Consider the following 22,961-nt stretch of genomic DNA (forward strand, 5'->3'; position numbering starts at 1 on the left):
TTGCTCCTCGCAAAAATAGGCGAAGGAAGCGCGCGCGGTGCGGACAGCGGCAGCCTTCCCTACGCCGGCATCATCCGGATCAGGTTCCAAGGGACTCTCTCAGCCATGCCCACAACGGGCACGGCACCCCCGGCTGTATGGGGGACACGATAGGGCAAGACGGGGGGTTGGGCAAGAAAAGCGTGTTGCCCGGAGGTTGGCGCTGGCCCCTCCCTCGATACAAATCGCTTCGCGATTCACTCGGGACATCCGGAAAAACACACCCGCTTCGCGGGCACTCGGGGCGAACGGAGATTGGTGCAAGGCGCGGGAAAGCGGCGGAGACGGCTGATGACCGCACCTGCACCGACCTGCGCCCCTCACCCCTGCCCCTCTCCCGCAGGGAGAGGGGAAAATCCCGGGATTTCAAGGACTGGCGCGGTTGTTGCGAGACTCGTCGCATAACAACGCAAGGGGCTGGTCATGAGGCAAGGGCACGGATCGGTGCGACTGTCGGTCGCAGCGATGTTACTTCTGGCTGCGTCGCCGCTTTTCGCGGACGATGCTCCGGTGGCGCCTACGGCGCCCTTCATCACCACGGTGGACAAGATCAGCGCGGGCGATACGGCCTGGATGCTGGCTTCCACCGCGCTGGTGCTGCTGATGACCATTCCCGGCCTGGCGCTGTTCTACGCGGGCATGGTGCGCAAGAAGAACGTGCTGGCCACCGCCCTGCAAAGTTTCGCCATCACCTGCCTGGTGACGGTGCTGTGGGTGGTGGTGGGCTACAGCCTGGCCTTCACCCCGGGCACGCCGTGGATCGGCGGCTTCGGCCGGGTGCTGCTCAACGGCATGATCTTCGACAAGGTGCAGGGGCTGATCAGCGTCAGCCATGTGGCGACCACCATCCCCGAGTCGGTGCTGGTGATGTTCCAGATGACCTTCGCCATCATCACCCCGGCGCTGATCACCGGCGCCTTCGCCGAGCGCATGCGCTTCGGCGCGATGATCGCCTTCATGACGCTGTGGTCGCTGCTGGTCTACTCGCCGGTGGCGCACTGGGTGTGGGAGCCGACGGGCTGGCTGGCGGCGATGGGCGACCAGGATTTCGCCGGCGGCACGGTGGTGCACATCAACGCGGGCGCGGCGGGCATCGTCTGCGCCTTCATGCTGGGCAAGCGCACCGGCTACGGCCGCGAGCCCTTCATCCCCTATAACCTGTCCTACACCCTGATCGGCGCCTCGCTGCTGTGGGTGGGCTGGTTCGGCTTCAACGCCGGCTCGGCCACGGCGGCGGACGGCCGCGCCGGCATGGCGATGCTGGTGACACAGGTGGCGACGGCCACGGCCTCGCTGACCTGGATGATGGTGGAGTGGATGCTGCGCATGCGCGTGTCCCTGCTCGGCGCCTGCTCCGGCGCGGTGGCGGGGCTGGTGGCGATCACGCCGGCTTCGGGCTTCGTCGACCTGTTCGGCGCGCTGGCCATCGGCGCGGCGGCGGGCATCGGCTGCTACTGGGGCGCCACCGGGCTGAAGAAGCTGCTCGGGGCGGACGATTCGCTCGACGTGTTCGGCATCCACGGCATCGGCGGCATGATCGGCGCCATCCTCACCGGGGTGTTTTCACGCAAGGCGATTTCCGGCGCGGATGCGAACCTGCTGACGCAGTGCATCGGCGCCTTCGCCACGCTGGCCTACAGCGCCGGCATGTCCTTCATCATCCTGCTGGTGGTGAAGTACACCATCGGCCTGCGGGTGGAGCCGGAGCAGGAATACACCGGGCTGGATTTGTCGCAGCACGGCGAGCAGATTCCCTAGGGCCTGTTAACCCTGTTAACGCTGATTTGATCGCATGGAAGCCAGGTTTGCACAGAAATGAGGCGGCTGTACGGAGCGACGCGCGGCAGAGGGGCGCGCAGCGGTCCGGCTGTACCACGGTGGAGCACCTTCGCCACCGCCGTGGCGGTTCGTGAGCGGTAAAGGAGCAACACCCCCATGACACAGGCAGAACGCTTCTCCCTGGCTACCCATCTGTACGTCCGCCTGCGCCGCAGCAGCGGTCGCGTGGTCGATGCGGTGTGGATGGCGCAGAACGACGAGTACGCCCACGAGATCCTGCGGCTCGCCGCCAACGATCCCGACCCCGAGACGCAGAACCTGGTGCAGCGCTTCCAGGCGCTGCTCGGCGGACGCCCGCTGCCGGCGCGCAAGCCGGCGCCGGCACCCGCCCCGGTGCGGTCGGTGGAGACGGCGGAGACCGCGCAGCAGCATTACATCGGGACGCTGCGGTAGAGGGTGGAGACGGTGCACCCTCAGTAGGGCGGGAGCAGCGCAGCGCGTCCCGCCTTTGCGGCGTTCATCGCGGCAGCGCGGAAGGCGGGATACGCTGCGCTGCTCCCGCCCTACAATGGATTTTGAATTTTTATGACCTGACGGCGGCGTTCTGCACGAACCACAGGCCGGCGTAGATGCGCGGCTCGACCCATTTGCCGCTGCGGCCCTGCTGGGCCAGCCACTCGCCGATTCCCGCCAGCGGCACCACGTGGACGGTGATGTCCTCGCCCTCGACGCCGCCGCCGTCGTGCACGCGCTCCAGATCGTGCGCGCGGACGAGGTGCAGGATTTCCGAGGCGAGGCCGGCGCCGACCGGGCCGCTGGCCAGCAGCTCGGCGCGGGCGCCGCGGAACCCGGTTTCCTCTTCCAGTTCGCGCAGGGCCGCGGCTTCGATGCCCTCGTTCACGAAGGCCGCTTCGTCGCCGATGATGCCGGCGGGCAGCTCGATGCAGCGGGCATGCAGGGGGATGCGGTATTGCTCGACCAGCACGATTTCCTGCGCCCCGGTGACGGCGACGATGAAGGCGGCGCCGCGGGCGTTGGGACGCTCGGCGTATTCCCAGTGGCCTTCGCGGCGCAGCGCGAGGTATTTGCCTTCGTAGAGGGTTTCGATCGGCGGGGTGCCGCTGGCTTCTGACATGGGACGGTGGGCTGGTGAAATTCGCGGGGTCTTACCGTGCAGCACTCAGGGCTTCTGCGCAAGCACGGCGTTGACGTAATCCGGCTCCAGCGTTTTCAGCGGGTGCGAGGCGGTGACGTGGCCCATGAAGGGCGACCAGATGCCGTAGCCGAGCAGTTCCAGCAGGCGCGGCGATAGGGTGCGCGCCACTTGCGGCGGGATGCCGAGGAAGAAGTTTTCCTGGGTGCGGGCCCAGGGCTCGCAGTACTGGTTGGAGAAGGCCAGCCGCGGGGCGCTGCTGCGGTTGGCGCCGCCGCGATGCAGCAGGGTACCGAGGAAGACGACGCAGGCGCCGGCGGGCATCACCAGCGGCTGTAGCTGACTCAGCCATTGCGGATTTTCGGCGGCGTCCGTGCTGCGGCTGCCGCCGTACTGCCCGGCCACCTGGGCATCGTCCCACACATGACTGCCGGGGATGATCTCGGTGCCGCCGTTCTCGGCGGTGAAGGCATCGACGGCGACGATGGTGCTGAGGCTGATCGCCGGGCGCGGCCGCGGGATGGTGTAGAAGCCGTCGTCGTGGTGCACCGGCTGCGGCGTCTCGCCGGGGTGGATGCAGATGGCCTGGCTGGCGGTGAGCAGGTAGCCGGGCTTGAGGAACCGGTCGAGCAGGGCCAGCACGCGCGGGTCGCAGGCGATGTCCTCGAATACCTTGCCGCGCGCCACCAGGGTGTAGACGCGCTCGGTCTTGTAGCCTTCGAAGTTGTTGCGGCCGTTGTGGCTGCCGAGGAAGGGGGCGAGGCCGGCGCGCACGGCGGCGAGGGCTTCCGGGGAGAGGAAGTCGGGGATGATGGTGTAGCCCTGCTCGCGCAGGCGCGCGGCGTGGGTCTCGGTGTCGAAGCCTGGTCCGGTATCGGCCATTCGTCTCCTCCTGCTTTTGTACGTCTACTGCTCATCCCGTACGGTGCGGGTGAGCAACCTGATCGTAATTTTGGCGGCCAGATCCTTCGCTGCGCTCAGGATGACAGCGTGCAATGCGCGGCTAGCGCTCGGGTGCTTCGGCCACTCCGTGTTCGATGGTGAAGCTGGCGCGCGAGCTTTGCGCCAGCTTGGGCTTCAGCCATTGCAGCGCCTGGCTGGCGGACTGCTCGAAACCGAAGGGGGCGTTCACCACCAGCAGGCCGCAGGCGTGCATGGTGACTTTTTCCTTGACCCGCACGATGCCGGGCGAGGCGTCCTGGTAGCGCGGCGGGGGGCGGCGGCCGGTGGTGCGGACGGGCCCGGTGCGGTAGGAATTGGCGGGGCGCTCGGGCTTGGGGCGGTCGGTGCTGGCGAAGCGGATTTCGTCGGCTGACTCCTCGCCGTTGTCGAATTCCAGGTTGAGCACGGGCTTGCCGGTTTCGCGGGCGACGCGGCGCACGCAGCGCGAGACGAGGTGGCGGTTCTTGATGGGGTACCAGGCGGCGTAGATGCCGCCGGCGAAGCGCTCGACCGATTTGCCGATGAGGTCGGCGATGGCATCCATCTCGTCGGTGCGCTCGAAGGGAGGGTCGATCAGCACCAGGCCGCGCTTCTCCGGCGGCGGCAGCAGGGCATAGGCGTCGTAGCCGTCGCGCACATGGACCACGGCGCGCGGGTCGCCGCGCAGGGAGCGTTTCAGGTCCGCCGCCACTTCAGGCACTTTCTCGCAGAAGACCATGCGATCGCCGGGGCGGGCCATGGCGCGGGCGAACTGCGGCGAGCCGGGGTAGTGATCGGGCGAACCCTGGCTGCGCGAGAGCTGCACCAGGCGCAGGTATTCGGCGACCAGTTCGGGGGCGTTGGCGGCGTCGGTCAGGCGGCCGATGCCGTCCTGCCATTCGCCGGTGCGGGTGGCGCCCTCGCTGCCGAGGTCGTAGTCGCCGGCGCCGGCATGGGTGTCGAGGAAGCACCAGGGCTTGTCCTTGCGGTTGAGCCCGGCCAGCAGGCCGACCAGCAGGACGTGCTTGAACACGTCCGCGAAATTGCCCGCATGGTAGCTGTGACGGTAATGGACCACGGTGCTCCGACTGGTGACGACAGGGGCACATTATGCCCCGTGGGTCCCTGGGCGCCTATTTGGAGCGGCATTAGGCGGTCTTGCAGCTGGTCCCTCCCTCGATACAAATCGCTTCGCGATTCACTCGGGACGAACGGGCCTTTTCGAAGGCCCCGGACCAACCGCCAGGTGGCTCTTAGGCTTAGGTCGTATAGGAGATGACAGGTTAAGCGGCTAAAACAGTCGGGCGCATTCCGCGCGCACCCGAGACCGGCTTTGCGATACCCTGCGCTGCACCCACAACAAGCCGCGACGGACGAGTTCCGCAGCCGTAGCGGCGCCGCACTGGAGAGCGCGCTGTCCGTGAGCCTGGTATCGACCCTGATCATCGCCGACGATCACCCGCTGTTCCGCAGCGCGCTGCGCACGGTGGTGGCGCAGCTGTTGCCGGGGGTGCAGATCGTGGAGGCGGATTCGCCCGACGCGCTGAACCTGGCGGTGCAGGAGCATCCGCGGGCGGACCTGATCCTGCTCGACCTGCGCATGCCGGGGGTGCAGGGCTTTTCCGCGCTGATCACGCTGCGCGGGCAGTATCCGGCGATTCCGGTGGTGGTGGTGTCGGCGGTGGAGGAGCCGGCGGTGATGCGCCGCGCGCTGGATTTCGGCGCCTGCGGCTTCATTCCCAAGTCGGCCGGGCTGGATACCATCGGCGAGGCCCTGCGCTCGGTGCTGGAGGGCGGCGTGTGGCTGCCGCCGGGCGTGACCGAGAATGCGGCGGCCGAGGAGCAGGAGGAACGCGAGCTGGCGCAGCGCATTTCCAGCCTGACGCCGCAACAGTTCCGCGTGCTGATGATGCTGGCCGATGGACGCCTGAACAAGCAGATCGGCGGCGACCTGAATGTGTCCGAGGCGACGATCAAGGCGCATGTGACGGCGATCCTGCGCAAGCTTGGCTTGTACCGGCGCACGCAGGCGGCGGTGCTGGCGCAGCGGCTGCTGCGGGCGGAGAGCGCTTCGCTGGCGGAGCTGGGGAGTGCGGCGGAAGGTGGGGCGGAGGAAGAGGCGGAGTAGCGGTGCTTCCCGGCCACAAGTTGTAGGGCGGGCCGTGCCCGCCGCTGCGCTCATGCCCGGGTAAAAACCGGCGGGCACGGCCCGCCCTACTATTTGATTCGACTCACACCCCGGCCAATCGCTTCAGTTTTTGTAGGGCGGCCCGTGGCCGCCGCTGCTCTCAATCTGCGAGAAGAAGCCGGCGGCCACGGCCCGCCCTACTATGGGGTCGCGCTTACATTCCGGCCAATCGCTTCAGCAGCAACTCGCTCTCCGCATCCGCCGGAAACAGGTGCTCCACCCGCAGGCTGTCGGTGGTGAGGTCCTGCGGCGTGCCGAAGGTGCTGAGCATGGTGAACAGGTCGAGGCGCACATCGCCCAGGCGCATCTGCGCGGCCAGCACCGGGGGCGGATGCGAGACGGGCTCGGCGAGTTTCCAGCGCGCCGGGGTGTCCGGGTAGGCCAGGACTTCGTCCAGCAGCTTCGCCACCGCGGGTTCTTCCAGTGCTTCCAGCCGGGCCCGCGCCAGCAGGTGCGAGCCGACTTCCGCCATGTTGCTGATCAGCGGGCGCAGTCCCCGCGGGTGGAAGGTGAGCTTGAACATGTTGCGCGGGCCGTCGCCGCAGACGCGTTGCCACAGCGCATCGGGATCGCCCTGCAGGGAGACCAGGCGGTCGAGGGCGCGGTTGGTCATGAGGATGTTCCAGCCGCGGTCCATCACCAGGGCGGGATAGGGCTCATGGTGGGCGAGCAGGCGCTCCAGGGCCTGGCGCACCGGGGCCATGGCCTCGCTGTCGAGCGGGCGCTGCGGGAACACCGGGGCGAAGCCGGCGGCGACCAGCAGGCGGTTGCGGTTGCGCAGGGGCAGCTCCAGCGACTCCGCCAGTTGCAGCACCATGCCGCGGCTGGGCCGCGCCCTCCCCGACTCCAGGAAACTCAGGTGGCGTTGCGAGATGCCGGCCTCCACCGCGAGATCGAGCTGGCTCAGCTTGCGGGCGCCGCGCGTCTCGCGCAGCACGTCGCCGAAGCTGAAATCGGCGGCGCGGGCGTCGCTGGCCGCGGGCGGCATGGGGGTGGACATGGCCGCATTCTGGCAAGTCCGGGGGGCGGCGGCTATTACCTGGCGGGTAATTGAGCGGTGGCCGGGCAGGCGCGAGAGTGGCGCCGCAGACCCGCACATATCCATTCAGGAGAAGCCCATGACCCGCGCACTGCTGCTTACCGTGTTCACCGCTTTCAGCCTGTATTCCGCCTACGTGGTGTATGACGTGGGCTATGTCGGCATCTTTCGCAGTCACCTGAGCAATGCCGGCGGCATCCAGGTGCTGTGCGACCTGACCATTTCGCTGAGCCTGGTGTGTATCTGGCTCTTTGGCGATGCCCGGGCGCAGGGGCGCAATCCCTGGCCGTTCCTGGTGGCGACGCTGTTCCTGGGTTCGATCGGGCCGCTGCTGTACCTGGTGCTGCGGCCGCGTGCGCGGCACGCCGGTGTGTCCGGCGCGGTGGCGGCGAATTTGATTCATTGAAGCGGGATGACAGGTTGAGAGAGCCCCCCTCACCCCTGCCCTCTCCCCATGTACATGGGGAGAGGGGGTAGCCAGATCTAACTTGCCAGGCGTACCGCTCTTTCGCGGGCTGACAGCAGCCGGCCCATGAGAGCACGCAGGGCCGCCGGTTTGATCGGCTTGGGCAGCAGGGTGAAGCCGCGCGCGGCGGCGGCTTCCCTGGCCTGCTGGGTGTGGTCTGCGGTAATGACCAGTACGGGAATTTCGCCGCCCCAGAGCCGGCGCAGTTCTTCGGCCAGTTCGATGCCGTTGACGCCGCCGTCGAGGTGGTAGTCCATCAGCAGCAATTCGGGCGCCTCGTGTTCGCGGGCGGCGAGCAGGGCCGAGTCGCGGTCGCGGGCGCCGATGACGCGGCAGCCCCAGTTGCCGAGCAGGGCTTCCATGCCGGCCAGCACGGCGGGCTCGTTGTCGACGCAGAGCACGGTGGCGCCGGTGACGCGGTCGCTGCTGCGGCGGATTTCCGGGCGGGGCGGCGGGGCGATGCGGGCCGCGTCGCCCAGCGGCACGGTGATGGCGAAGACGCTGCCGCGGCCGGGCCAGGAGCGCAGGTCGAGGCGATGGTCCAGACGCTGGGCGATGCGCTCGGCGATGGCGAGGCCGAGGCCGAGGCCGCGTTCGCCGCCGGCGTCCTGTGCCTCGAGGCGACGGAACTCCTCGAAGATTTCGCGCTGCTGGTCTTCGGGGATGCCGGGGCCGGTGTCCCACACTTCGATGCGCAGATGGTCACCGACCCGGCGACAGCCGAGCAGGATGCGGCCGTGGCGGGTGTAGCGCACGGCGTTGGAGAGGAAATTCTGCAGCACGCGGCGCAGCAGGCGCGGGTCGCTCAGGATCACGGCGCGGCTGGGGACGGCGCGCAGTTCCAGGCCACGGGTCTGCGCCAGGGCGCGGAATTCGGCGGCGAGCGGCTCCAGCAGGCGGGCGACTTCGAAGTGCTCGATGTGGGCTTCCTGGGCGCCGGCGTCGAGGCGGGAGATGTCGAGCAGGCTGGAGAGCAGGCTTTCGGCAGCGGCGAGGGAGTTCTCCACCTGGCCGATGAGGGCGGCGGTGGATTGCTGCAGGCCGTGGCGCTCCAGCGAGGAGACGAACAGGCGCGCGGCGTTGAGCGGCTGCACCAGGTCGTGCGAGGCGGCGGCGAGGAAGCGGGTCTTGGCCTCGTTGGCGCGCTCGGCGGCGAAGCCGGCCTCGGCCAGGGCGGCGTTGAGCGCGGTCAGCTCGCGGGTGCGTTCGGCCACGCGCGACTCCAGGGTTTCGTTGGCTTCGAGCAGTTCGCCTTGCGCGCGCTTGTAGGCGGTGACGTCGAAGTAGCTGGTGACGAAGCCGCCGCCGGGCATGGGATTGCCGCGCGTTTCGATGACGGTGCCGTTGGGCAGGGCGCGTTCGCGGGTGTAGGCGTGGCCGGCGCGCATGTGGGCCAGGCGCCGCGCGATCATCTCTTCCGTGTCGCCCTCGCCGCCGCCGAGCAGGCCACGGCTGCCGTTGTAGCGGAATACTTCCTCGATCGGGCGGCCCATGGTGATCAGGCCTTCGGGGTATTCCAGCAGCTCGACGTAGCGCTGGTTCCAGGCGACCAGGCGCAGCTCCTTGTCGACCACGGAGATGCCCTGCGGCAGGTGCTCCAGGGCGGCGCGCAGCAGTTCGCGGTTGAACTGGATAGCGTGGGAGGTTTCGTCGAGCAGGCGCACCACGTCTTCCGGCTGCATGTCGCGGCCGCGCAGGGTGGAGGCGAGGATCAGGCGGGCCGAGGCGGCGCCGAGGGCGCCGACCAGCAGGCGCTCGGTGTAGCGGGCCAGGTCAGGCTCGGCGCGCTCGTTGTGCACCAGCGGCGCGCCGCCGATGCGCTCGGCGTATTCGCGGAAGAACTGCTGCACCCGCGCCGGCTCGAAGAAGCGCTCCAGCAGTTCCTGCAGGTCGCCGACGGTGGCGCTGCTGCGCGGCAGGGGGCGCTCGGGCAGCGATTCGTCCGGCCGGGCGCCGCCGAGGAAGCGCACCGCCTGGAGCCGCTCGTGCAGGCCGGGAGCGGTGAGCAGGGGAATGCCGATATAGCAGGCCAGGTTCACCGCAAGGCTCCACAGGGTGCCGTGGGTGAGCAGGTCGACGCCGTTGATGCCGAACAGGGCCTGCGGCCGCAGCCAGCCGATGCCGAAGGGGCCGTGGCTCAGCAGGGCGGATTCGCCGGCATAGGTGGCGAGCAGGGTCGGCAGCAGCAGGGTGTAGACCCAGACGGCGAAGCCGGCGCCGAGGCCGGCCAGGGTGCCGGCGTAGCTGCCGCGCCGCCACAGCACGCCGCCGACCAGGCCGGGTGCGAACAGCAGCACGGCGGAGAACGAAAGCAGGCCGATGTGGGCCAGGGTGCCGGGGCCGATGAACAGGCGATAGTAGATGTAGGCCAGCATCACGATCAGGATGATGGCGAGGCGGCGGATGGCCTTGAGCAGGCCGGACAGGTCGGGCCGCCGCGCCAGGCCCAGCGGCGACAGGCGCAGCAGCAGCGGCATCACCACCTCGTTGCAGAGCATGGTGGAGAGGGCGATGGTGGCGACGATGACCATGCTGGTGGCGGCGGAGAAGCCGCCGATGTAGGCCAGCAGGGCCAGGCCGCCGTGGCCGCCGGCCAGGGGCAGCGCCAGCACGAAGCTGTCGCCGATGACGTTGCCCTTGGGAAAGGCGTCGAGCCCGGCGGCGGCGATGGGCAGGACGAAGACGCTGATCAGGGCCAGGTAGGCGGGGAACAGCCAGCGCGCGGTGCGCAGGTCGGCCGGAGCCGTGCTTTCCACCACGGCGACGTGAAACTGCCGCGGCAGGCACAGGATGGCGGACATGGCCAGCACGGTCTGGGTGACGAAACCAAGCCGCCAGCCGCCGTCGCTGAGCGCCTCGCTGACCTGCGGCAGGGCCAGGGCGTGGCGGTAGGCCGGCCCGAAGCCATTGCTGATGCCGAAGGTGACGTAGAGGCCGACGGCGACGAAGGCGACCAGCTTGACCAGGGATTCGAAGGCGATGGCCAGCACCATGCCGTGGTGGTTTTCGCTGCTGACCACCTGGCGGGTGCCGAACAGGATGGCGAACAGGGCCAGCATGATGGCCATCAGCAGGGCGCTGTCCGGCAGGGCGCCGTCGGCCGCCGGCTGCGCCAGCACGGCGAAGCTGACGCTGACCGCCTTGAGCTGGAGGGCGATGTAGGGCAGCACGCCGATCAGGGCGACCAGGGCGACCAGCATGCCGAGCTGCTGGTGACGGCCGTAGCGGGCGCCGATGAAGTCGGCGATGGAGGTGATGTTGTGGCGCTTGCTGACCTCGACGATGCGCCCCACCAGCTTGTAGCCCAGGCCGAATACCAGGAGCGGACCAAGGTAGATGGGCAGGAAATCCCAGCCGCTTTCCACGGCGCGGCCGACCGCGCCGTAGAAGGTCCAGGAGGTGCAGTAGACGCCCAGGGTGAGGCTGTAGATCCAGGGCTTGCGCGCCGGGGCCTGGCCGCGGCTGACCCGCCGGTCGCCGTAATAGGCGATGGCGAACAGCAGCGCCACGTATGCCGCGGATACCAGGAACAGGGCCCAACCGTGCAGCATCGACGCAGCCTCGCCAGCCGGGATCGCCCCGGAAGGCCATAAGAGTAGAACAAAGCGGGCTGCGGCCCCAGTAGCGGGATCGGGCTGATGGCCGGTCTCAGACCAAAGTCGTGTTTCATGTGACAGCCCCGGGTGGGTAGAGTCCATGCCGAGGGAGGCCGTTGCCGGCGGGTTCGGCTGGGCCACATGAAAAAGATAAATCGGCGGCCTCGGGCCGCCTTCCGGAGGCAGGCCATGGTCGACGATGTGACACAGAGGGTATTGCGGGATCCCGCATTCAAGGAGCTGGAGCAGAAGCGCAACAAGCTGGGCTGGACCTTGAGCGCCATTACTTTGGTTATCTACTACGGTTTCATTCTCGTCGTGGCCTTTTCCCCGAGCACCCTGGCGACGCCGCTGGGCGGCATGACCATGACGCTGGGCCTGCCGGTCGGCGTGGGCATCATTCTCGCCTCGATCCTGATGACCGGCATCTATGTGCGGCGCGCCAACTCGGTGTTCGACGCCCTGGTCGCGAAGATCAAGGAGAACGCCAAGTGAGCCGCATCCGCACTGCGCTGATCGCATTGTTCGGCCTGTTGGCTGGCCTGATCGCTCCCGCGGCACTTGCGGCCGGCGCGATCGAGGGCGAGTTGCAGAAACGCCCGGTGAATGTCACCGCCATCGCCATGTTCGTCGGCTTCGTGGCGCTGACGCTGGGCATCACCTACTGGGCGGCGCGGCGCACCAGTTCGCGCCACACCTTCTACGCCGCCGGCGGCAACATCACCGGCCTGCAGAACGGCCTGGCCATCGCCGGCGATTACATGTCGGCGGCCTCGTTCCTGGGCATCTCGGCCCTGGTCTACGGCTCGGGCTTCGACGGCCTGCTCTACTCGATCGGCTTCCTGGTGGGCTGGCCGATCATCATGTTCCTGATCGCCGAGCGCCTGCGCAACCTGGGGCGCTACACCTTCGCCGACGTGGTTTCATTCCGCCTCGGGCAGAAGCCGATCCGCATCCTCGCCGCCTGCGGCACGCTGGTGACGGTGGCGTTCTACCTGATCGCGCAGATGGTCGGCGCGGGACAGCTGATCAAGCTGCTGTTCGGCCTGGACTACGCCAACGCGGTGATCATCGTCGGCGTGCTGATGATGATCTACGTCACCTTCGGCGGCATGCTGGCCACCACCTGGGTGCAGATCATCAAGGCGGTGCTGTTGCTGCTCGGCGCCAGCTTCATGGCGCTGATGGTGCTGGTGCAGTTCGGCTTCAACGTCGACGCGCTGTTCGCCAAGGCGGTGGAAGTCAGCCCCAAGCACGGGGCGATCATGGGACCGGGCGGCTTCGTCAAGGATCCGGTGTCGGCGATTTCCCTGGGCGTGGCGCTGATGTTCGGCACCGCCGGCCTGCCGCACATCCTGATGCGCTTCTTCACGGTGAAGGACGCCAAGGAAGCGCGCAAGTCGGTGTTCTACGCCACCAGCTTCATCGGCTACTTCTACATCCTGACCTTCATCATCGGCTTCGGCGCCATCGTGCTGGTCGGCACCGATCCGCAGTACCTCGATCCGAAGGGCGGCCTGCTCGGCGGCGCTAACATGGCGGCCATCCACCTGGCGCACGCGGTGGGCGGCAACCTGACGCTGGGCTTCATCTCGGCGGTGGCTTTCGCCACCATCCTGGCGGTGGTCTCCGGCCTGACCCTGGCGGGCGCCACGGCGGTGTCGCATGACCTCTACGCCAGCGTGTTCCGTAAAGGCGCGGCCAACGACAAGCAGGAGGTGCGGGTGTCGCGCATCGCCACGGTCTGCCTGGCCGTCGTCGCCATCTTCCTGGGCATCGTGTTCGAGAAGCAGAACGTGGCCTTCATGGTCGGCCTGGCCTTCGCGGTGGCGGCCAGCGCCAACTTCCCGGTGCTGATCCTGTCCATGTTCTGGAAGGGCCTGACCACCCGCGGCGCCACCATCGGCGGCTTCCTCGGCCTGATCACGGCAGTGACGCTGACGGTGCTGGGCCCGGCGGTGTGGGTCAAGACCTTCGGCCATGCCGCGGCGATCTTCCCTTACGACACCCCCGCGATCTTCTCGATGCCGCTGGCCTTCATCGGCTGCTGGCTGTTCTCGATCACCGACAAGAGCGCGGCGGCGGGACGCGAAGCGGACCTGTTCCTCGCCCAGTTCGTGCGCTCGCAGACCGGTATCGGCGCGTCGGACGGCGCATCGCACTGAGGCGCCTGTTCCTGATTCCGAGCAATTACTTCATGCCCTGTGCCCCGGCTCACGCCGGGGCTTTTTTATGAGTTTCTGCTTGTTTCAACAGTCCGGTCATGGACGACCGGTTCCTGGACGGGATGTCCACCGTGTCATGTCCACCATGTATCATCGAAGACTGCGTCTACAACAAGAATTCCGTAACAGCCCGCCGCACCTCGGGCGGGCCCGTGCACTGAGGACAACAGCATGAGCAACGACAACATCCAGGCCGTACTCGGCGAAAGCCGCATCTTTCCCCCCGCTGCGGAGTTCGTCGCCAAGTCGCGCGTCGATGCGAAGAAGATGGCGGAACTGCGGGCGGCGGCGGAAAAGGACCACGTCGGCTTCTGGGCCAGCCTGGCCAGGCAGGAGCTGAGCTGGAACAAGCCGTTCACGGTGACGCTGGACGACAGCAAGGCGCCGAATTACGCCTGGTTCACCGACGGCAGGATCAACGTCTCGTACAACTGCATCGACCGTCACCTGGAGAAGCGCGGCGACAAGCTGGCGATCCGCTTCGAGAGCGAGCCCGGCGTGGTCACCACCCTCACCTTCAAGCAGCTGCATGGCGAAGTCTGCCGCCTGGCAAATGTGCTCAAGTCGCTCGGCATCAGGAAGGGCGACCGCGTGGTGATCTACCTGCCGATGTCGCCGTCGGCGGTGATCGCGATGCAGGCCTGCGCGCGCATCGGCGCGATCCACTCGGTGGTGTTCGGCGGCTTCTCGGCGCAGTCGGTGCGCGACCGCGTCGAGGATGCCGGCGCGCGCCTGGTCATCACGGCCGATGGCGCGCATCGCGCCGGCCATGTGGTGGAGCTGAAGAAGGCGGTGGACGAGGCCTTGAACGAAGGCTGCAAGACCATCGAGAAGGTGCTGGTGTACAAACACGCCGGCAACCAGATCGCGTGGAAGGATGGACGCGATCTGTGGTGGCAGGACTTGACCGCCAAGGCCGCCGCCGAGTGCGAGCCGGAATGGGTCGAGGCCGAGCATCCGCTGTTCCTGCTCTACACCTCGGGCTCCACCGGCAAGCCCAAGGGCGTGCAGCATTCCAGCGCCGGCTACCTGCTCGGCGCGCACCAGACCACGCAGTGGCTGTTCGACGTGCGCGAGGACGATGTGTTCTGGTGCACCGCCGATGTCGGCTGGATCACCGGGCACAGCTATGTCTGCTATGGCCCGCTGTCCAACGGCACCACCATCGTCATGTACGAGGGCGGGCCGATGACGCCGGACGCCGGACGCTTCTGGAAGATCTGCCAGGACCACGGCGTGACCATTTTCTATACCGCGCCGACCGCGATCCGCGCCCTGATGAAGATGGGCGAGAAATTCCCGCTGAGCTACGACCTGTCGAAGCTGCGCCTGCTCGGCTCGGTGGGCGAACCGATCAACCCCGAGGCATGGATCTGGTATCACCACGTCATCGGCAAGGACAAGCTGCCGATCGTCGATACCTGGTGGCAGACCGAGACCGGCTCGGTGATGATCTCGCCGCTGCCCGGCGCCACGCCGCTCAAGCCCGGCTCCTGCACCCAGCCGATCCCCGGCATCTTCGCCGACATCGTCGACGAGTCCGGCGAGCTGATCCCCGGCCTGGACCAGGGCGGCTATCTGGTCATCACCAAGCCCTGGCCGTCGATGCTGCGCACCATCTGGGGCGACAACGAACGCTACATCAAGGCCTACTGGGGCCAGTTCGGCAACAAGTACTACGTCGCCGGCGACTCCGCCCACCGCGACAAGGACGGCTATTACTGGATCCTGGGCCGCACCGACGACGTGCTGAAGGTCGCCGGCCACCGTCTCGGCACCATGGAAGTGGAGTCGGCCCTGGTGGCGCATCCGCGCGTGGCCGAGGCCGCCGTGGTGGGCCGTCCGCACGAGATCAAGGGCGAGGCCATCGTCGCCTTCGTCATCCTCAAGGGCCAGCGCCCCACCGGCGCCGAGGCCGAGGAGCTGATCAAGGAGCTGAAGAACTTCGTCGCCAAGAGCATGGGCCCGATCGCCAAGCCCGACGACATCCGCCTCGCCGATAACCTGCCCAAGACCCGCTCCGGCAAGATCATGCGCCGCCTGCTGCGCTCCATCGCCAAGGGCGAGGAGATCACGCAGGACGTGTCGACGCTGGAGAATCCGGCAATCGTGGCGCAGCTGGCGGGTAAGGAATAGAACCGTAGGGCGGGTCTGCGACCCGCCGTTTACCGGGCGACAGGCCGAGCGGCATGCGCGACAGGCGGGTCGCAGACCCGCCCTACGGCGTTGTGTGGAGCTTCACTCTTTGTCCATTTGCCGCGTCATTTCGTCCGCGGCCCAATCCTGCGGATAAACGCCCTCGGCCACGAATCGGTGGAAGCTGGAATGCGGCCATGCGTCGACTCGCTGCGCATGACCGTGCTTCACCGGGCTGTAGTGGATGTAATCGACATGTGCGGCATAGTCCGCTTCATCGCGGATTACATGTTCCCAGAAGCGCCTCTGCCAGACGCCGCGCTCGGCTTTTGCCTGTCGGCGTGCACTGAGCCGCTCACCAGACGGGATTCCTTTTGCGAAAAGCCCCTTGATCCGTCGCCAGCGCGTCGAAAAATCCGCATCCTCCGGCGGCAACGTCCAGATGCAATGCAGGTGGTCAGGCAGAACGACGATGGCATCCATTCTGAATGGATGCACCTGCTGCACTTGCCGGAAAGATTCTCGCAACAGATCGATGTGCCCGACCAGCAAGCGTCGGTCACGCTCCAATAGCGCGACGGTGAAGAAAAAAGTGCTGCCAGGCAGGTAGGCGCGCGTATAGCGGGGCATGCGCAAAGTATGCCGCGATCCGGAACAGGAGCGCGATACCACGGTCAGCCGTTACACGAACAGCTTCGCGGGGCAGATAGTGTAGGGCGGGTCCGTGACCCGCCGTTTACCGGGCAACAGGCCGAGCGGCGTGCGCGACAGGCGGGTCGCGGACCCGCCCTACGGTTTGGCTACGGCTTTGCGGGCCGCCCTTTCTTTGAATTCGCGAGAGCGAAAGTAGCCATGCCGAGTAGCGACGGATTGGGCCGCGTGATGGTGGCGCTGGGAATGGCGGCCAGGTAATCGCGGTAGCGGCCCTTGGCCTCGAAGCCTTCGCGGAAGCGCGCGATATCGAAATGAGCGCCCCAGCCGGGGACGATGCCGCCGGCCAGATAGACGCCGCCGGTGGCGCCGAAGGCCAGGGCGAGGTCGCCGGCGTAGCGGCCGAGGAAGGTGGTGAACAGGGCCACCGCGGTGCGGGCGATGGCGTTGCCGGCGAGCCATTGCTGCCACACCTCGGCGGCTTCGTTGCAGGCCGGCGCGAGGCCCGCTTCGACGCAGAGGATGCGATGCAGGCGCAGCAGGCCGGGACCGGACAGCAGGTCTTCGGCGGAGACGAATCCTTCCTGGTCGGCCAGGCGCGCCAGCAGCGCTGCCTCGCGCGCATTGCCGGTGGCGAGGCGGGCATGGCCGCCCTCGCCCGCCATCACCACGCCGCCGGCCGTGGGCAGCCAGGCGGCGACGCCGAGGCCAGTGCCGGGGCCGAGCACCAAGCGGGTGCCGGCGCCGAAACTGCCGCTGCCGTGCAATTGCAGGTCGGCCGGCCGCAGCGCCGGCAGGGCATGGGCCACGGCTTCGAAATCGTTGAGCAGCTCGGCGCGGCGGGTGCCGCAGGCGGCGGCCAGCATCGACGTATCCAGCTCGCCGGGACGGTTGGTGAAGCGGATGCGGCGGCGGCCGTCTTCGCCCCGCTCGAGCGGGCCGGCGACGCAGGCCAGACAGGCGCGCAAGGCCGGCTTGCCCTGCGCCAGGTAGTACTGGCGCAGCCAGGTGGCCGGCGCCACTTCGGCGGGCAAGACCTGCGCCTGCAAACGCTCCAGTACGATGCCGCCGGTTTCCTGCCAGGCCAGCGCGGCGCGGGCGTGGGTACCGCCGAAATCGGCGACCAGGATCATGCGGCCCGCTTCATCGATGCCGTATGCAGCTCGGCGACGAAGCGCTCGCGCCAGTTGGCGATATCTTCCTTGATCAGGCCGGCCATCAGTTCGGCGTGACGGTTGCGGCGTTCTTCCAGGTCCATGTAGCGGGCGGTCTGCATCGCTTCGGCAACGCCGACGGTATCATAGGGATTGACGATCAGCGCGGCCGGCATCTGCTTCGCCGCGCCGGCGAAGCGCGACAGCACCAGCACGCCGGGATCCTCCGGATCCTGGGCAGCGACGTATTCCTTGGCGATGAGGTTCATGCCGTCGCGCAGGGGCGTGACCAGGCCGATCTTGCTGGCGCGGTAGAGGCCGGCCAGGGCGCGGCGCGACAGGGTGCGGTTGATGTAGCGCAGCGGCGTCCAGTCGACCTCGGAGTAGCGGCCGTTGATCTGCGAGGCCATCAGTTCCAGCTTGTGCTTGATGTCGGCATAGGCCTGCACGCCCTCGCGCGTGGGCGGGGCGATCTGCAGGTATTCGACGCGGCCGTGCGAATCGGGGTAGTCGGTCAGCAGGCGCTCGAACGCGGCGAAGCGCTCGGGCAGGCCCTTGGTGTAATCCATGCGGTCGACGCCGATGATCTGGGTGCGGCCGCGCAGGGCGTTCTTGGCGCGCATCCACTGGCGCTGGCCGTCCTCGGTGTAGACGAAGTCGGCGTAGTCGCGCGCGTCGATGCCGATGGGGAAGGCGGCGGCGCGCACGCTGCGGCCGTAGGCGTGCAGCACGTCGCCGCGCAGCTCGGTGCCGGGGATTTCGTTCAATGCATAGTCGAAGAAGCGCTCGCAATCCCGTTCGGTCTGGAAGCCGATGAGGTCGTAGGCGAACAAAGACTGGATCAGCTTCTCGTGATGCGGCAGGGTCAGCAGCACCTCGCGCGAGGGAAACGGGATGTGCAGGAAGAAGCCCATGGCCTGGGTGCAGCCCATGTCGCGCAGCGACTGGCCGAACGGGATCAGGTGATAGTCGTGCACCCAGACGCGGTCGGTTTCCTGCAGCAGCGGCTGCAAGGCACGGGCGAAGCGCACGTTGACACGGTGGTAGCCGTCATAGAACTGCCGGTCGTAGGCGGTGAGGTCGATGCGGTAATGGAACAGCGGCCACAGGCAGCGGTTGGCGAAGCCGTTGTAGTAGTCCTCGTGCTCCGCCGGAGTGAGGTCGACCGTGGCGAGATTGAAGCCGCCGCCGCGTTCGCTGGTGGTGGCGCCCTCGCCTTCGGCAAGGCGGCCGCTCCAGCCGAACCACAGTCCGCGCGACTGGCGCAGGGCTTCGACCAGCGCCACCGCAAGGCCACCGGCGCGCGCCGCGCCGCGAATCGGCCCGACGCGATTGGAAACGGCGACGATGCGGCTCATGCGGCCTCCCTGCAATGCCATTCGGGAAGCTGAAAAATATTGGAGTGGGACGCGGCCGCATCGGGCGGCGGCATCCGGTAATAGCGACCGCTTGTACGCGGGTCCTGCGCTGATGCTGCGGAAAACATTCCTTTGCTCCGTAATATCGTCCCTGACAACTGCCGGCCTTTCCGATCCGGACCATTCAAGCGGCCACGTCCTTTCCATGGACGCGCTTCAAATCGGTGATCGTTCCTCCGCAGCGGCTCGGCCTTCCCCGGTGATTCCGGCCAGCCAGATACGTACCGCGGCGGGATTTTCCAGCCAGGCGACGGCATCGCTGCCACCCTCGCCGACCTTGATGCCGAGGCCGCCCAGTTCCTGCGCGGCGCGGATGCCGTCCTCGTCGGTGGTATCGTCGCCGATGTAGACGGGACGGCGGCCGGCGAACGGCGGGCGCTGCATCAGCGCGCGCAGGGCCGCGCCCTTGTGCACGCCGCGCGGGCGCGCTTCGAAGATGAATTTGCCGGCGATGATGTCGACATCAAGACCGTCGACCGCTTCGTTGAGAAAGCGCTCCGCATCGGCGGCGCGCTCGGGGGCGCCGCGATAATGCAGCGCCAGCGCGGCACCCTTGTCTTCCAGCCATAGCTGGGTGTCGCCGTCGATGCGCGCCGCCAGCCAGCGCGCCGCATTGTCCAGTACGGGTTCGGGTGACGGCGCGGCCTCGCGCGGATCGGTGCGCAGCTCGGATCCATGCAGCCCGGCGCCGCTGAAGCGCATCGGCGTCAGCAGGGCATCGACCGAGGCCAGGCGGCGCCCGGTGATGATTGCCATCGCCTCGCCCACGGCGGCCGAAACGCTGGCCAACAGCGCCGGCAGTTCCTGCGGCACCTGCACCAGGGATGGCCGTTCGGCCAATTCGACGAGGGTTCCGTCGAAGTCGAGGAACAGTGCATCGGAGGAGCTGGGCGGGGGCGGTGTGCGCACGTTAAACGTTTGAATTTCTGGTCTTGTCCGGATTTGGACAGCCGAATTTCAAAACAGTGCCCGAAGAGGGTGCGCCCGTCTTTTCAGAGCCCGCTTGCTTCAGAGGGACGCTCGTTTCAACAGGCCGGGCCAGGACGGCCCGGTGCTTGTCAGGGACGACACTACATTGCCGCTACGCGGCAATGGTCGCCCGCTTGAGGGGCGCCACGGTCGGGCTCTTGTTCAGATGGCCCAGTTCGACCCAGCGGATGATCGACAGCTTGCCGTTGAAGTCCTCGGCCAGGGCGGTGCAGCTTTCCACCCAGTCGCCGCAATTATGGTAGGTGATGCCGTGCAGGTCGCGGATTTCGGCATGGTGGATGTGACCGCAGATGACGCCGTCGAGGCCACGGCGCTGGCATTCGCGCGCCACCGAATCCTCGAACTGCGACACCACGTTGACCGCGCCCTTGACCTTGTCCTTGGCGTAGGCCGACAGCGACCAGTACGGCAGGCCGAGCATGCGCCGGCCGCGGTTGAACCAGAAGTTCGCAGCCATGGTCGCCTCGTAGGCGACGTCGCCGGCCAGGGCCAGCCACTTGTGGTAGCGGGTGATGACGTCGAAGAAGTCGCCGTGCAGCACCAGCAGCTTGCGGCCGTCGGCGGTGGTGTGCACCAGCTCGTTGACCACGCGGATGTTGCCGAGCTCGAGCTTGAACCCGACGAATTTGCGCAGGAACTCGTCGTGGTTGCCGGTGACGTAGTAGACGCGGGTGCCGCGCTTGGACTTGGTCAGGATCTTGCGCACCACGTTGGTGTGCTCCTGTGGCCAGAACCAGGAACCGCGCAGCTTCCAGCCATCGATGATGTCGCCGACGAGGTAGAGTGTCTCGCACTCGTTGCGCTTGAGGAAGTCGACCAGGAATTCGGCCTTGCAGCCCGGCGTACCGAGATGGACGTCGGACAGCCAGATCGTGCGGTAACGATGCGTCTGCTTATCCTGTTTCGCTGCCTTGGCCACGGGAACTCCTGCTTTTCCACTGGCTTACCATGACATTGTTATGTGAAGAAGCCATGACGAGGACCGCCGCGGCGGCTTGAGTTCCGCGCCGCCATCCCCACATAGACCGGCACGCCGCACCTGGAGAAGCACATGTTGACCGCACAGGACCTGGACCGGATCAACCGCGAGCTCGGCACGCAGCCGGCGGCGCTGGTGGACTGGGCCTATGGCCTGGGCAAGCGGAACATGGTCACCACCAACTTCGGCCCGTTTTCCGCGGTGCTGCTGCACATGGTGACGCGGGTGCGTCCGGACATTCCGGTGGTGATGGTGGATTCCGGCTACGGCACCGAGGCCACCTACCGCTATGCCGACGAATTGACCCGGCTGCTGCACCTCAATCTGCAGATGTATGTGCCGCGGCGCACCCGCGCCATGCGCGAGGCGGTGGACGGCCCGGCGCCGACGCCGGACGATCCGCGCCATGCCGCCTTTACCACGGAGGTGAAGCTGGAGCCGTTCGGCCGCGCCATCGCCGAGGTGCGGCCGGAAGTGTGGTTCACGGCCCTGCGCAAGGACCAGACCGAGTTCCGCGCCAGCCTGAGCCCGGTGACGCTGTCGAAAGAAGGCATCCTCAAGGTATCGCCGGTGTTCCACTGGTCGTCGAAGCAGATGAACGACTACCTCAAGGCGCACGGCTTGCCCAACAATTTCGACTATTTCGATCCCACCAAGGTGGAAGACAAGCGGGAGTGCGGGCTGCACGAAGCCCATTGAGCACCCACTGACCGCCCACGGACCCCCCAGATGGGGGCCCAATCCGGTCCGCGACGAGCGTTTGGCGTGGAATTGGCTAATAATTCAGATAATTAGCCTATCCTTGCGGCATCCATGGTCGATTCCACGCTACCCAGCCAGCCGGCGCAGTACTCCAGCGACGAGCCGCCGATGCCGGAAAAGATCGGCAAGTACGAGATCCACAGCCTGGTGGGCAAGGGTTCCTGCGGCTTCGTCTACAAGGGCTTCGACCCCTTCGTGCGCCGCGATGTGGCGGTGAAGACCTCGCGCGGCTTCACCGAGGATCATGCGCACGACGAGGACTCGATCCAGCGCGCCTTTTTCACCGAGGCGCGCGCCGCGGGCATGCTCAGCCATCCGCACATCGTCTCGCTTTACGACGCCGGCACCGAAGACGGCATGAACTACCTGGTGATGGAGTTCGTCGACGGCGACACGCTGATGCCGGCTTGCGCCAAAAACGGCCCGCGCCTGCCGGTGGACAAGGTGGTGGACATCATCTTCAAGTGCGCCAAGGCCCTGGACTACTCCCACTCCAGGGGCGTGCTCCACCGCGACATCAAGCCCACCAACATCATGCTGACGCGCGAAGGCGTGCCCAAGGTGATGGATTTCTCGGTGGCCGAGGTCAACGACCCCACGGCCGTGGTGGATGCCAAGCGCAATGCGGTGGGCTCGCCGCTGTACATGTCGCCGGAGCAGGTCCAGCGCAACAAGCTGGAGCCGGCCAGCGACCTGTATTCGCTGGGCGTGGTGATGTACCAGCTGCTGACCGGCGAGACGCCCTACACCGGCGCCGACCTGCTGCACCTGTTCGCCGCCATCCGCCATGCGCCGGTGCCGCCGGTCGAGGCCAAGCGCTCGGACCTGCCGCGCGAGCTGAGCACCCTGATCAACCGCCTGCTGGCGAAGAAGGTCGAGGAACGCTATCAAAGCGGGCGCGAGCTGGGCAACGACCTGCTGCGCATCTTCGAGCGGCTGAAGCAGGCCGACATGAACCTGAGCCGGCGCGAGAGCCGCGATTCCCTGCGCTCGCTGCGTTTCTTCGATTCCTTCAGCGACGAGGAGATCAGCGAGATCCTCGGCGCCAGCCACCTCCTCAATTACGCCCCGGGGCAGGAGATCGTGCGCGAGGGCGAGATCGACGGCGCCTTCTACCTGATCGCCCGCGGCAATGCCGAGGTGCGCAAGGGCAATACCCTGATCGACACCCTGATGAAGGGCGACTGCTTCGGCGAGATCGGCTTCCTCACCGCCACCCGCCGCACCGCCACGGTGAAGGCGGCGGACCAGGTGCTGGCCCTGCGGGTCAGCTCCACCCTGCTCGACCAGGTCAGTACGGATTGCCAGCTGCGGTTCTACAAGATCTTCACGCAGACGCTGATTTACCGGCTGTCGCTGACCAATGCGAAGCTGAGTGCGGCGAAAGGGGGGTGAGGGGCTGCGCGAGTGACTCAATGTCACTCGCGTGGCACCGAACGCCCGGCCAGGGATGGCCGGGCCGGGC

General features: G+C 67.3%; 19 protein-coding genes and 1 riboswitch. Of the genes, 9 read left to right on the plus strand and 10 right to left on the minus strand.

From position 1 onward, the window contains the following. Positions 1–38: 38 nt before the first annotated feature. Positions 39–141, minus strand: a riboswitch (TPP riboswitch). Between the two features lie 363 nt (positions 142–504). After that, positions 505–1,797, plus strand: coding sequence for an ammonium transporter (locus BP26_RS0103220; RefSeq protein ID WP_366518029.1), 1,293 nt, complete (start codon positions 505–507; stop codon positions 1,795–1,797). A 177-nt stretch (positions 1,798–1,974) separates the two neighbouring features. Then, the gene (locus tag BP26_RS26355; RefSeq protein ID WP_036515990.1) at positions 1,975–2,271 is read left to right on the plus strand and encodes a hypothetical protein; all 297 of its coding nucleotides are present in this window, start codon (positions 1,975–1,977) and stop codon (positions 2,269–2,271) included. 130 nt (positions 2,272–2,401) lie between these two features. On the opposite strand, the gene BP26_RS0103230 is transcribed toward BP26_RS26355, so the two are convergent. The 3 genes from BP26_RS0103230 to BP26_RS0103245 form a co-directional block, all read right to left on the minus strand. Next, positions 2,402–2,953, minus strand: coding sequence for an NUDIX hydrolase (locus BP26_RS0103230; RefSeq protein ID WP_029919142.1), 552 nt, complete (start codon positions 2,951–2,953; stop codon positions 2,402–2,404). A 45-nt stretch (positions 2,954–2,998) separates the two neighbouring features. Then, a complete protein-coding gene (locus BP26_RS0103235) occupies positions 2,999–3,853 on the minus strand; it encodes a phytanoyl-CoA dioxygenase family protein (RefSeq protein WP_051748199.1) in 855 nt (284 codons plus the stop codon). Positions 3,854–3,974: 121 nt separating this feature from the next. After that, the gene (locus BP26_RS0103245) at positions 3,975–4,970 is read right to left on the minus strand and encodes a 23S rRNA (adenine(2030)-N(6))-methyltransferase RlmJ (RefSeq protein ID WP_029919144.1); all 996 of its coding nucleotides are present in this window, start codon (positions 4,968–4,970) and stop codon (positions 3,975–3,977) included. A 342-nt stretch (positions 4,971–5,312) separates the two neighbouring features. Between BP26_RS0103245 and BP26_RS0103250 the strand changes: the two genes are divergently transcribed. Then, positions 5,313–6,020: a response regulator gene (locus tag BP26_RS0103250; RefSeq protein WP_436233346.1), complete on the plus strand. Its 708-nt coding sequence runs from the start codon at positions 5,313–5,315 to the stop codon at positions 6,018–6,020. Between the two features lie 214 nt (positions 6,021–6,234). Here the strand turns inward: BP26_RS0103250 and BP26_RS0103255 are convergent, their stop codons facing one another. Then, positions 6,235–7,080 (minus strand): helix-turn-helix domain-containing protein, encoded by an 846-nt coding sequence (locus BP26_RS0103255; protein ID WP_169740634.1) that lies wholly within the window; start codon positions 7,078–7,080, stop codon positions 6,235–6,237. Between the two features lie 118 nt (positions 7,081–7,198). Here BP26_RS0103255 and BP26_RS0103260 point away from each other — a divergent pair, with 118 nt between their 5' ends. After that, positions 7,199–7,525, plus strand: coding sequence for a DUF2834 domain-containing protein (locus tag BP26_RS0103260; protein ID WP_051748201.1), 327 nt, complete (start codon positions 7,199–7,201; stop codon positions 7,523–7,525). Between the two features lie 77 nt (positions 7,526–7,602). Here the strand turns inward: BP26_RS0103260 and BP26_RS0103265 are convergent, their stop codons facing one another. Next, positions 7,603–11,136 carry a hybrid sensor histidine kinase/response regulator gene (locus tag BP26_RS0103265; RefSeq protein WP_029919148.1) on the minus strand — a complete coding sequence of 1,178 codons (3,534 nt, stop codon included), beginning with the start codon at positions 11,134–11,136 and terminating at the stop codon, positions 7,603–7,605. Between the two features lie 234 nt (positions 11,137–11,370). On the opposite strand from BP26_RS0103265, the gene BP26_RS0103270 reads away from it, so the two are divergent. From BP26_RS0103270 to acs, 3 genes are all read left to right on the plus strand, one after another. Next, positions 11,371–11,676, plus strand: coding sequence for a DUF485 domain-containing protein (locus tag BP26_RS0103270; protein WP_029919149.1), 306 nt, complete (start codon positions 11,371–11,373; stop codon positions 11,674–11,676). 5 nt (positions 11,677–11,681) lie between these two features. Then, a complete protein-coding gene (locus tag BP26_RS0103275; protein ID WP_029919150.1) occupies positions 11,682–13,346 on the plus strand; it encodes a cation acetate symporter in 1,665 nt (554 codons plus the stop codon). Positions 13,347–13,577: 231 nt separating this feature from the next. After that, positions 13,578–15,542 carry an acetate--CoA ligase gene (acs, locus tag BP26_RS0103280; RefSeq protein WP_029919151.1) on the plus strand — a complete coding sequence of 655 codons (1,965 nt, stop codon included), beginning with the start codon at positions 13,578–13,580 and terminating at the stop codon, positions 15,540–15,542. A gap of 102 nt (positions 15,543–15,644) precedes the next feature. Here the strand turns inward: acs and BP26_RS0103285 are convergent, their stop codons facing one another. The 5 genes from BP26_RS0103285 to BP26_RS0103305 form a co-directional block, all read right to left on the minus strand. Then, the gene (locus tag BP26_RS0103285; protein WP_029919152.1) at positions 15,645–16,172 is read right to left on the minus strand and encodes an REP-associated tyrosine transposase; all 528 of its coding nucleotides are present in this window, start codon (positions 16,170–16,172) and stop codon (positions 15,645–15,647) included. Between the two features lie 170 nt (positions 16,173–16,342). Next, a complete protein-coding gene (locus BP26_RS0103290; protein ID WP_051748203.1) occupies positions 16,343–17,326 on the minus strand; it encodes a glucokinase in 984 nt (327 codons plus the stop codon). Then, positions 17,323–18,705 (minus strand): alpha,alpha-trehalose-phosphate synthase (UDP-forming), encoded by a 1,383-nt coding sequence (locus BP26_RS0103295; protein WP_029919154.1) that lies wholly within the window; start codon positions 18,703–18,705, stop codon positions 17,323–17,325. The genes BP26_RS0103290 and BP26_RS0103295 overlap by 4 nt, the downstream gene beginning before the upstream one ends. A 216-nt stretch (positions 18,706–18,921) precedes the next feature. Then, positions 18,922–19,674 carry a trehalose-phosphatase gene (gene otsB / locus BP26_RS0103300; protein WP_029919155.1) on the minus strand — a complete coding sequence of 251 codons (753 nt, stop codon included), beginning with the start codon at positions 19,672–19,674 and terminating at the stop codon, positions 18,922–18,924. 172 nt (positions 19,675–19,846) lie between these two features. Next, positions 19,847–20,674 (minus strand): UDP-2,3-diacylglucosamine diphosphatase, encoded by an 828-nt coding sequence (locus tag BP26_RS0103305; protein ID WP_036515994.1) that lies wholly within the window; start codon positions 20,672–20,674, stop codon positions 19,847–19,849. Between the two features lie 132 nt (positions 20,675–20,806). Here BP26_RS0103305 and BP26_RS0103310 point away from each other — a divergent pair, with 132 nt between their 5' ends. Further along, positions 20,807–21,433, plus strand: a complete 627-nt coding sequence (locus tag BP26_RS0103310; RefSeq protein WP_029919157.1) for a phosphoadenosine phosphosulfate reductase domain-containing protein — start codon at positions 20,807–20,809, stop codon at positions 21,431–21,433. A gap of 114 nt (positions 21,434–21,547) precedes the next feature. Then, positions 21,548–22,891: a serine/threonine-protein kinase gene (locus BP26_RS0103315; RefSeq protein ID WP_245611689.1), complete on the plus strand. Its 1,344-nt coding sequence runs from the start codon at positions 21,548–21,550 to the stop codon at positions 22,889–22,891. The last annotated feature ends 70 nt before the right edge of the window (positions 22,892–22,961 follow it).

The organism is Nevskia soli DSM 19509 (genome assembly GCF_000711955.1).
GTDB classification, from domain to species: domain Bacteria; phylum Pseudomonadota; class Gammaproteobacteria; order Nevskiales; family Nevskiaceae; genus Nevskia; species Nevskia soli.